This window comes from Sphingobium fuliginis (assembly GCF_015074805.1).
Taxonomy (GTDB): Bacteria; Pseudomonadota; Alphaproteobacteria; order Sphingomonadales; family Sphingomonadaceae; genus Sphingobium; species Sphingobium fuliginis.
Window position 1 is genome coordinate 2,759,354 of sequence record NZ_CP060035.1, and the last position, 10,647, is coordinate 2,770,000.

General features: G+C 62.5%; 9 protein-coding genes, 1 tRNA gene and 2 rRNA genes (1 of these 12 running past the window's edge). 7 read left to right on the forward strand and 5 right to left on the reverse strand.

Going from position 1 to position 10,647, the window contains the following annotated elements:
- Positions 1-31 precede the first annotated feature (31 nt).
- From H5V43_RS13370 to H5V43_RS13390, 5 genes are read left to right on the forward strand one after another with little or no spacing between them, the layout of a single operon-like run.
- A complete protein-coding gene (locus H5V43_RS13370) occupies positions 32-328 on the forward strand; it encodes a DUF3572 domain-containing protein (RefSeq protein WP_044661152.1) in 297 nt (98 codons plus the stop codon).
- Complete coding sequence (locus tag H5V43_RS13375) at positions 325-981, forward strand: HAD family hydrolase (RefSeq protein ID WP_193666695.1); 657 nt, start codon at positions 325-327, stop codon at positions 979-981. The genes H5V43_RS13370 and H5V43_RS13375 overlap by 4 nt, the downstream gene beginning before the upstream one ends.
- Complete coding sequence (locus H5V43_RS13380) at positions 978-1,439, forward strand: RidA family protein (protein WP_066552904.1); 462 nt, start codon at positions 978-980, stop codon at positions 1,437-1,439. The genes H5V43_RS13375 and H5V43_RS13380 overlap by 4 nt, the downstream gene beginning before the upstream one ends.
- Entirely contained in the window at positions 1,423-2,148 is a 726-nt protein-coding gene (locus H5V43_RS13385) for a glycerophosphodiester phosphodiesterase family protein (protein ID WP_193666696.1), read from the forward strand. Before H5V43_RS13380 ends, H5V43_RS13385 begins: the two co-directional genes overlap by 17 nt.
- Positions 2,141-3,286 carry a GNAT family N-acetyltransferase gene (locus H5V43_RS13390; RefSeq protein ID WP_193666697.1) on the forward strand — a complete coding sequence of 382 codons (1,146 nt, stop codon included), beginning with the start codon at positions 2,141-2,143 and terminating at the stop codon, positions 3,284-3,286. Before H5V43_RS13385 ends, H5V43_RS13390 begins: the two co-directional genes overlap by 8 nt.
- Positions 3,287-3,473: 187 nt before the next feature.
- On the opposite strand, the gene H5V43_RS13395 is transcribed toward H5V43_RS13390, so the two are convergent.
- A complete protein-coding gene (locus tag H5V43_RS13395; protein ID WP_044661147.1) occupies positions 3,474-3,770 on the reverse strand; it encodes an SEL1-like repeat protein in 297 nt (98 codons plus the stop codon).
- A 196-nt stretch (positions 3,771-3,966) separates the two neighbouring features.
- On the opposite strand from H5V43_RS13395, the gene H5V43_RS13400 reads away from it, so the two are divergent.
- Entirely contained in the window at positions 3,967-5,241 is a 1,275-nt protein-coding gene (locus tag H5V43_RS13400; RefSeq protein ID WP_137709675.1) for a multidrug effflux MFS transporter, read from the forward strand.
- A 36-nt stretch (positions 5,242-5,277) separates the two neighbouring features.
- Here the strand turns inward: H5V43_RS13400 and H5V43_RS13405 are convergent, their stop codons facing one another.
- Positions 5,278-6,894, reverse strand: a complete 1,617-nt coding sequence (locus H5V43_RS13405; protein ID WP_048577861.1) for an amino acid permease — start codon at positions 6,892-6,894, stop codon at positions 5,278-5,280.
- A 164-nt stretch (positions 6,895-7,058) separates the two neighbouring features.
- On the opposite strand from H5V43_RS13405, the gene pgeF reads away from it, so the two are divergent.
- The gene (gene pgeF, locus H5V43_RS13410; protein WP_193666698.1) at positions 7,059-7,820 is read left to right on the forward strand and encodes a peptidoglycan editing factor PgeF; all 762 of its coding nucleotides are present in this window, start codon (positions 7,059-7,061) and stop codon (positions 7,818-7,820) included.
- Positions 7,821-8,011: 191 nt separating this feature from the next.
- Here pgeF and H5V43_RS13415 read toward each other — a convergent pair.
- The 3 genes from H5V43_RS13415 to H5V43_RS13425 form a co-directional block, all read right to left on the reverse strand.
- A tRNA-Met gene (locus tag H5V43_RS13415) sits at positions 8,012-8,088 on the reverse strand.
- A 67-nt stretch (positions 8,089-8,155) separates the two neighbouring features.
- Positions 8,156-8,270, reverse strand: a 5S ribosomal RNA gene (gene rrf / locus H5V43_RS13420).
- A gap of 165 nt (positions 8,271-8,435) precedes the next feature.
- Positions 8,436-10,647, reverse strand: a 23S ribosomal RNA gene (locus tag H5V43_RS13425); it runs 583 nt beyond the window's last position.

Genomic DNA, 10,647 nt, shown 5'->3' on the forward strand with positions numbered 1-10,647 from the left:
CCCCTAGGCCCGCCCTTCGTTGAGATCAATCATGCGTCCCGACATTAACCATGGCAAGCAACATATCCCAGACGAGACCCGGGAGCCATCCGTTCTGGCCCTGATGGCGCTGGCCTGGACACTGGCGGACGATCGCCGCGCCGACCGGCTGCTGGCGCTGACCGGGCTGGACGCCGATACGCTGAGGAACGGCGTGGGCGATCCGGCGATATTGAGTGCGGTGCTGGGCTTCCTGGCCGATCATGAGCCGGATCTGATCGCCTGTGCCGAAAGCATCGACAGCAGGCCGGAGGCGCTGATCGCCGCAAGGGAGTCCCTGATCGCATGACCCGCCCCCTGATCATCACCGACTGCGACGAGGTGCTGCTGCATATGGTGGTGCCCTTCCGGCAATGGCTGGACGAGAACCACAATGTCCATTTCGACATGCGTGAGCGCGGCTTTGGTGGGGCGCTGCGGCACAAGGACAGCGGCCAGCCGCTGGAGCGCGCGCTGGTGTGGGAATTGCTGATCGGTTTCTTCGATACGGAAATGCATCGCCAGACGCCGATCGCCGGGGCGGTGGAGGCGATGCGCCGCCTGAGCGGGATCGCGGACATCGTTGTCCTCACCAATATCACGGAGCGGCATCACCGGCAGAGGGAGGAGCAGCTCGCGACCCATGGCCTCCCCTTCACCGTCTATTGGAACCAGGGCGGCAAGGGTCAGCCGCTGGCCGCCATCGTCGCGGAGCGCCGGCCCAGCGTCGCCCTGTTCATCGACGACCTGGCCGAGCATCATGGCTCGGTGGCGGACCATGCGCCGGGCGTCTGGCGCCTGCACATGGTGGGTGAGCCGGAGATCGCCGGCACGATAGCCGCCGCGCCGCGGGCCCACGCCCGGATAGACGACTGGGCGGCCGCCGAAACCTGGATCGCGGCCCGATTGGCCGAGGGTCCGGCGCCCGAAACCTTACCGACCACTCAAGGAGCATCCGCATGAGCATCGAAGCCCGCCTGACCGAATTGGGCATCACCCTGCCCGCCGCCGCCGCGCCGGTCGCCGCCTATGTGGCGGCGGTGGAAGCGAACGGCCTGCTGCATATCTCCGGGCAGATCTCGCTGTCCGACGGCCAGTTGATGACGGGCCGGCTGGGCGAGGACCGCGACCTCGACTATGGCGTCAAGGCGGCGCGGGCCTGCGGCCTCAACCTGATCGCCCAGATGAAGGCGGCGCTTGGCAGCCTGGACCGGGTCGAACGGATCGTGAAGCTGGGCGCCTTCATCAGCAGCACGCCCGAATTCACCGACCAGCCCAAGGTCGCCAATGGCGCATCCGAACTGATGGTCGAGGTCTTCGGGGACGCGGGCAAGCATGCCCGCAGCGCGGTGGGCGTGCCGGTGCTGCCACTGGGCGCGGTGGTCGAGATCGACGCGATCGTCCTTGTCCGCCCGGCCTGACGCCTTCCCCTTCCTGATTGCCCGCCCCTTCGCCCATCGCGGGCTGCATGGGGGCCGGATCAGCGAGAACGGCATGGCGGCTTTCGCGGCCGCCATCGCCGGCGGTTTCGGCATCGAATGCGATGTCCGCCTCAGCCGCGATAATGTGGCGATTGTCTTCCACGACGCCGTGCTGCGCCGCATGACGGGCGAGAATGGGGCTGTGCAGGATCATGATGCCGGGGCGATAGACCGGCTGATGCTGCCGGACGGTGGCGGCGTTCCCCGCCTTCGCGCCCTGCTCGACCTGTGCGGGACGGACGTTCCGCTGCTCATCGAGATCAAGGTTGACGGGCGGCATGTCGGACCGATCTGCGTGGCGGTTGCCGACGATCTCGCGCGGCGGCCCAAGACGCCGGCGGCCGTCATGTCCTTCAATCCCGTGGCGATGCGCTGGTTCCGGCGTCACCGTCCCATGGTCGTGCGCGGGCTGGTGATCACGGAGCAGGGCAAGCGCGGCTGGCGCGACAGAATCGGGCGCGCCCTTGCACTTTGGGCGGCGAAACCCGATTTTATCGCCTGTGACATCCGCGACCTGCCTTCCTCCTCATCCGTTGACGCCCGCCGGAGGGGCCTGCCCGTGCTGACATGGACGGTGCGTGGCGAGGAGCAGCGTGCCCGCGCGGCGCTGCACGCGGACCAGATCATCTTCGAGCGGTCGCATGGCTGAGTGCGTGGCGCGCCTTGCCCAGGGCGTGGCCGAATTGCCGCGCGACGAGTGGGATGCCTGCGCGGGGGATGCCAATCCCTTCATGAGCTGGGATTTCCTGACGGCGCTGGAACGGTCCGGCAGCGTCGGCGGAAATAGCGGCTGGCAGCCCCTGCCGCTGGTCATCGACGGGCCGGATGGGCGGATCGCCGGCGCTGCGCCGCTCTATGGCAAGACCCATAGCCAGGGCGAATATGTGTTCGACCATGGCTGGGCCGATGCCTGGGAGCGGGCCGGCGGGCAATATTATCCGAAGATTCAGATCGCCGCGCCCTTTTCGCCGGTGCCGGGCCCCCGGCTGCTGCTGCGCGACGAAGCCCTCGCCCCGGCGCTGATCGCCGGGATCGAGGCGGTGGTGCAGCAGAATGAGCTGTCCTCCGCCCATGCGACCTTCATCGCACCGGAGCAGGTGCCGCTGTTCGAGGCGGCAGGCTGGCTGATCCGGGAAGACAGCCAGTTCCACTGGACCAATCGCGGCTATGGCGATTTCGGCGACTTCCTGGCCGACCTGTCGAGCGCCAAGCGCAAGAATATCCGCAAGGAACGTGAAAGGGCGGTCGAGGGACTGGAGATCGTCCACCTGACCGGCGCCGCGCTGACGGAGGCGCATTGGGACATATTCTGGACCTTCTACCAGGATACCGGCGCGCGCAAATGGGGGCGCCCCTATCTGACCCGCGCTTTCTTCTCCATGCTGGGGGAAAGCATGGGGGACCGGGTGCTGCTGGTGCTGGCGCTGCGGCATGGGCAGCCGATCGCCGGCGCGCTCAACCTGATCGGCGCGGATACGCTCTATGGACGCTATTGGGGCTGTACCGAGGACGTGCCCAATCTGCATTTCGAGCTATGCTATTATCAGGCGATCAACATCGCCATCGCCCGCCGGCTGAAACGGGTGGAGGCCGGCGCACAGGGCGGCCACAAGCTGGCGCGCGGCTATGCGCCGGAACCGACCTTTTCCGCGCATTTCATACCCAATGCCAGCTTCCGCCGCGCCGTTGCCGACTTCCTGGCGGCAGAGCGGCAGGGCGTGCAGCGCGACAGGATGTGGCTGACCGAAAGGACACCCTTTCGAAAGGGCGAGGCACGGCCGGACTGATGCAAAGGGGCTGTGGGCGGACGGTCAGGTCCGATCAAAGGCGCCTCGTGCTCCTGCAAAGGCTGGAGATTAGCCCGTTATTTCCCGGTGGATCATCGCACCGATCCGTTTGCATCGGCGCGGCCGCCCCAGGCTTTTGCCCTGTCGCCATTTCCGGGCGATCAGGCGATGCCCCTGCTGGAAATGCCTAGGCAGCCCGCAATTGCGTCGCGGCGATCAGCGCACGCGCCTGCCGCTGCGCTTCGGCGATTTCGCGCGCCGACATTTCCCCGGCCACTTCCGCGCGCATCGTCTGCCCTTCCTCGCTGCCCTTGAGCGCAGCGAGATTGAACCATTTATGCGCTTCGATCAGATCGACGGGCAGACCGCCCGTGCCACAGCTATAGGCGACACCCAGATCGAAACAGGCCTCCGCCGTTCGGTCGGCTGCCCCCGCGAAGCGGCTTTCCATCAGAAACTGCGCACTCTTCAGTCCATTAGCCATAACCGAATCCCCCTCATGGATTTCGACGCGATGGTTTTCGACGAGCGGCAGGCTGCACCGGCAGCGGATAAAAAATGGTTAACATGGCAGATACCATAGATCGGAGCCGCGATGATGCCATGGGCGGCAAAGGCAATGCCCCGCGAAGGCACTAAAGGGGTGGCGCGTCCGCGCGATTGTCCCCATAGCCACCGGCATGACCGATCAACGCGACGTCGCCGCAGCACAGCCGAAAAAGGACATAGCGTTCCATGAGTTCGTGATGCTCTGCGCCTGCCTGATGGCGATGAACGCGCTGTCGATCGATCCCATGCTGCCCGCCTTGCCCGACATCGGCCGGGATCTTTCGGTCCCGCACCCCAATGACCGGCAGTTGATCATCAGCGCCTATTTCATGGGATTGGGGGTCGGATCGCTATTGTTCGGCGTGCTGTCCGACCGATATGGGCGAAAGCGGGTGCTGGGCAGCGCGATGGCGCTGTTCATCCTCGCCTCCATCGCCTGCGCGGGCGCGCACAGCTTCGCCATGATGCTCGTCGGCCGGGCCAGCGCCGGCTTCTTCGCGGGGGCCAGCCGGGTGATCACCGTCGGCATCGTCCGCGACCGGTTCAGAGGCGATGCGATGGCCCGGGTGATGTCGCTGATCTTCGCCGTTTTCATGCTGATCCCGGTCATGGCGCCGACATTCGGCCAGGCGATATTGTGGATCGCGCCCTGGCGCTGGATCTTCTGGGCGCTCGCGATCCTGGCGACGGCCGTCCTGCTGTGGATGAGCATGCGCCTGCCGGAAACGCTGCTGCCTGAAAATCGCCTGCGCATGAGCGCGGGCACGATTTTCCGCACGGTCGGCACCATCCTGCGCACCCGCACCTCGATCGGCTATATGCTGGCGAGCGGCGTCGTGATGAGTGGCCTGATCGGCTTCATCCTCTCGATACAGCAGATTTTCTTCGACATATTCGGGGCGCAGAGGATCTTCCCCTTCGCCTTCGCTGCCATCGCCGGGAGCATGGGGATCGGCAGCCTGCTCAACAGCCGGCTCGTCTCGCGCTTCGGTGCGCGGCGGTTGAGCCAGACGGCGCTGCTCTGCCTGGTGGCGATCAATGTCACGCATCTGGCGGTGATCCTGACGGGGTACGAAACCATCGTCAGCTTCATGATCCTGCAGGCGGCGACGATGATGACTATCGCCTTCACCGCATCGAATTTCAGCGCGATCTCGATGGAACCCTTCGCAAGGGGCGCGGGCGTCGCCTCCTCCTTCCAGGCGTTCCTGACCACGGCCGTGTCGAGCGCACTGGGCAGCCTGATCGGCCGCGCCTTCGACGGGACGACATTGCCTTTGACCCTGGGGCTGGCGGTGTTCGGCTCGATCTCCTTCCTGATCGTCGCCTGGGCTGAACGGGGCAATTTGTTCACGCGCCCCCATCATGGCGCGCTGCGCGATCCGGAATTCGAACCGCTGCACTGAAAAGGGGGGCGGTATGGCCGCCCCCCCCTTCGTCGATCAGGCGTCCCGGCCGCCGGGCGTATGCGCGCCCGGCAAAGGCGGCACGGGCTGAGGCGGAATGCCGGCATCCTGTTCGTGGGTTTCGATCAGGCCGCGTCCCACATGGCTCTTGCGATAGCCATAGATGAAATAAAGCACGAGGCCGAGGCCGCCCCAGACCGGCAGGACCAGCTGGGCATCGAAGGGCAGGTTGAAGAAGAGGAAGATGCAGCCGACGGCCGCCATCGGGGCGATCACCCACACCAGCGGCGTGCGGAAAGGACGGGCGCGGCCCGGTTCCTTCACGCGCAACACCAGCACGGCGATCGACACCATGAAGAAGGCGAAGAGCGTGCCGGAATTGGAGATGTCCGCGAGCTGACCCACGGGCAGCAGCGCGGCGCCGATGGCGACGAAGACGCCGGTTACCATGGTGACGACATGGGGCGTCTTGAACCGGGGATGGATGCTGGCCAGCTTTTCCGGCAGCAGGCCGTCGCGCGCCATCACGAAGAAGATGCGGGTCTGGCCGAACATCATCATCAGGATGACCGAGGGCAGCGCCAGATTGGCGGCAAGGCCCAGAGCATTGCCCACCACGGTCCAGTTGATCTCACGCAACACATGGGCGAGCGCTTCGTTGGAGCAGACAAGGTCCTTCACATGGGCCGCGGTGGCGCAGGCGGCGGCGAAACCCTGCGATCCGGGCGCGACGACGGCGCCGTCCGGGCCGAGCACCGGCTGCGCGCCGATGGCGCCGATCGCGCCGCCAGCCACCAGCAGATAGAAGATGGTGCACAGCGCAAGGCTGCCGATCAGGCCGATGGGCACGTTGCGCTGCGGGTTCTTGGTTTCCTCCGCCGCGGTCGAGACGGCGTCGAAACCGACATAGGCGAAGAAGATCGAGGCGGCCGCGCCAACGATGCCCATGCCGCTTGTGCCTTCCGGGCCGAACCAGCCATTGGGCGCGAAGGGCGAGAAATTGCCGGTGTCCAGCACGGGCAGCGTCAAGAGGATGAAGGCGGTGAGCGCTGTCACCTTGATGGCGACGAGCACGGCGTTGACGCGAGCGCTTTCCGTGGTGCCGATCACCAGCAGAGCGGTGACGGCGAGCGCAACGACGATGGCGGGAATGTTGATGACGCCATGGGAGAAATCGGCATGCGGGATGAGGCCGTTCATCGTCCAGACGGGGCCCGCCGAAAGCGCCTGTGGCAGTTCAAGTCCGGTTATGCTTTTGAGCAATCCCATGAAATAGCCGGACCAGCCCACCGAAACGGCGCTGGCCGCGACCGCATATTCCAGGATCAGCGCCCAGCCCACCATCCAGGCGAGCAATTCCCCGACGACCGCATAGGTATAGGTATAGGCGGAACCCGATACGGGTACCATCGAGGCGATCTCGGAATAGCAGAGCGCCGCGAAGGCGCAGACGGCGCCCGCGATGACGAAGCTCCACATCATGCCCGGCCCGGCCTTCTGCGCGGCGGCGGCGGTCAGAACGAAAATACCGGTGCCGATAATCGCGCCGACACCCAACAGCGTCAGTTGAACCGGCCCCAGGGTACGGACGAGAGATTTCTTCTCGGCCGTGGCCAATATGGCATCCAATGGCTTTATGCGCCCGAAAATCATGGTGGAGCCCTTTATCTTTGAAGTCTTTTGCCCAGGCGACCGTTGCGGCCGCTCCCCTTTTGTGATGGAACGGAGACTATCGCCTAATCCGCCGTGCGCAAGTATGTTGCGCATTCAGGACATGGGGCAAAAGCGGTTCCCATGACGATGTTGAGGAGTGAAGCGTGGTCGAGTTGCTGCGGGCTGCGGGTTTGGGCGACGTCCTGCACGGTTTCGCAGGGCGGCGCGGTGGCGTTTCGACCGGAATTCATGCGGGCCTGAACGTCGGACTGGGTTCGGAGGACGAACGCGGCGCGGTTCTGCGCAACCGGGATCTCGCCCGCGACGCGCTGCTGCCGGGTGCGGCGCTGGTGACGGTCCACCAGGTTCATTCGCCCGATGTGGTCACGGTCACGGCGCCTGTCGAAGCCGACGAACGGCCGGCAGCCGATGCGATGGTGACCGATCGGCCTGGTTTGATATTGGGGATTCTCACCGCCGATTGCGTGCCGGTGCTGTTTGCCGATACTTCCGCCGGAGTCGTCGGCGCGGCGCATGCAGGGTGGAAGGGCGCGTTGGGCGGTGTCACGGATCGGACGATCGAGGCGATGGAGGCGCTGGGCGCCGCACGCGACCGGATCGCCTGCGCGATAGGGCCCTGCATCGGGCGCTCATCCTATGAAGTGACCCTGGATTTTGCAGAGCGCTTCGCGGCGGCGGATGCGGAAAATGATCGCTTCTTCTCAGCAGGGCGCGAGGGGCATTGCCAGTTCGACATCGCCGCCTATGTAGCTGCGCGGCTGGCAGATGCGGGAATCGGCCAGATCGAACTGCTGGACGAGGACACCTATGGCCAGCCGGACCGCTTTTACAGCTACCGCCGTTCCTGCCATCGGGGAGAAGCCGACTATGGCCGGCAGATTTCGATGATCGCATTGCAGGATTAGGAGCGGGAATCGGCCGCCCAAAGGACCGTGGCGGGATTCAAACCTCCGCGCACGCCTTCCGCGCTATTTTGCGGCGGAACGCTATTTGGGGAACAGGTCACGCATGTCGACGCAATGAAAGTCCAACACCGATCCGAAAGATCGATGGGACATGTTCATGGCTGATGAAATGGCAGTTGAATTGCGGCCTCTGGTTGCGGGAGTAGGATTTGAACCTACGACCTTCAGGTTATGAGCCTGACGAGCTACCGGGCTGCTCCATCCCGCGACACTAGAGATCGCTGCGGAGGCCGCATTTATTGCGAATGGGTTATATGTGAAGCGCGAGCTATAATGCCTGGCGACGCCCTACTCTTCCGGGGCTTGAGCCACAGTACCATCGGCGCAGACTGGTTTCACGTCCGAGTTCGGGAAGGGATCGGGTGGGTCACAGACGCTATGGTCACCAAGCAATAGAGCTTGCGCTTCGGGTTTTAATCGGTGCCGTGCACTTGGGCGTTTCGGTTGAGAAACGCGTCATCAAATGAGTTGGTTTGTTTATCTGGCATGAGGTTGATCACCACGCTCGATGGCTGACGCTGGTTTATATCCAGTGTTGTCATTGATGGTGGGACTCTCAGGCGCGATCAGAGCAATTAGGACCGGTTAGCTCCATATGTTACCACACTTCTACATCCGGCCTATCAAGGTCGTGGTCTACGACCGCTCGAAGAAATCTTATCTTGAGGGAGGCTTCCCGCTTAGATGCTTTCAGCGGTTATCCCGTCCATGCATAGCTACCCTGCTGCGCCCTTGGCAGGACGACAGGTACACCAGAGGCATGTTCAACCCGGTCCTCTCGTACTAGGGTCAACTCCTCTCAAATTTCGACGCCCACGGCAGATAGGGACCAAACTGTCTCGCGACGTTCTGAACCCAGCTCACGTACCACTTTAATTGGCGAACAGCCAAACCCTTGGGACCTGCTCCAGCCCCAGGATGTGATGAGCCGACATCGAGGTGCCAAACGATTCCGTCGATATGAGCTCTTGGGAATCATCAGCCTGTTATCCCCGGCGTACCTTTTATCCGTTGAGCGATGGCCCTTCCACGAGGGACCACCGGATCACTATGACCGACTTTCGTCTCTGCTCGACTTGTCAGTCTCGCAGTCAGGCGGGCTTATGCCATTGCACTCTAACAGACGGTTTCCAACCGTCCTGAGCCCACCATCGCGCGCCTCCGTTACTCTTTAGGAGGCGACCGCCCCAGTCAAACTACCCGCCACAGAGGGTCCCTGCACCGGATAACGGTGCGAGGTTAGACATCAGAAAACAACAGGGTGGTATTTCACCTATGGCTCCACCGGAACTGGCGTCCCGGCTTCAAAGCCTCCCACCTATGCTACACAGTTCTTTCCTAATGCCACTCTGAAGCTGCAGTAAAGGTGCACGGGGTCTTTCCGTCTAACCGCGGGTACTCCGCATCTTCACGGAGAATTCAATTTCGCTGAGCATATCCTGGAGACAGTGGGGAAGTCGTTACGCCATTCGTGCAGGTCGGAACTTACCCGACAAGGAATTTCGCTACCTTAGGACCGTTATAGTTACGGCCGCCGTTTACCTGGGCTTCAATTCAGAGCTTGCACTCCTCCTCTTAACCTTCAGGCACCGGGCAGGCGTCAGGCCCTATACGTCGTCTTGAAGCCGACTTAGCAGAGCCCTGTGTTTTTGCTAAACAGTCGCTACCCCCTGGCCTGTGCCCCCCACAAGTGCTTGCGCATATGTGGGGCCTCCTTCTTCCGAAGGTACGGAGGCAATTTGCCGAGTTCCTTCAGGATACTTCTCTCAAACGCCTTGGTATACTCTACCATTCCACCTGTGTCGGTTTAGGGTACGGTCTATACGGTGGGGCTATTTCCTGGGACAACTTCCCTGCCCGGACCAATCCAATAAGGCCGAACAAGTTACGCCATCCGTCACACACCACCAGGCCCACGAATATTAACGTGGTTCCCATCGACTACCCCCTTCGGGCTCGTCTTAGGGGCCGGCTTACCCTGCTCAGATTAGCTTTAAGCAGGAACCCTTGGAATTTCGGCGACAGTGCATCTCACACTGTTAATCGCTACTCATGTCTGCATTCGCACTTCCGATACCTCCACGGTCGGTTACCCTCCCGCTTCAACGGCCTACGGAACGCTCCGCTACCGCTCAGTCAAAAGACTGAACCCTAAGCTTCGGTGCACGTCTTGAGCCCCGTTACATCTTCGCCGCAGGATCTCTTGTTTAGACCAGTGAGCTGTTACGCTTTCTTTAAAGGATGGCTGCTTCTAAGCCAACCTCCTGGTTGTTTTGGAAATCCCACATGCTTTCCCACTTAGACGTGACTTGGGGACCTTAGCTGTAGGTTAGGGCTGTTTCCCTTTTGACGACGGACCTTAGCACCCGCCGTCTGTCTGCCGGACTAGACTCGTTGGTATTCGGAGTTTGGTTAGTATTGGTAGATCTCGCGACCCCCGCAACCATCCAGTGCTCTACCCCCAACGGCAATCATCCGACGCTCTACCTCAATAGATTTCGCGGAGAACCAGCTATTTCCCGGCTTGATTGGCCTTTCACCCCTAAACACAACTCATCCGATAATTTTTCAACATTAAACGGTTCGGCCCTCCAGTGCGTGTTACCGCACCTTCAGCCTGGTCATGCCTAGATCGCCGGGTTTCGGGTCTAATGCATCGAACTCAAACGCCCTGTTCAGACTCGCTTTCGCTGCGCCTACACCTAACGGCTTAAGCTTGCTCGATACACTAAGTCACAGACCCATTATGCAAGAGGTACGCGGTCAG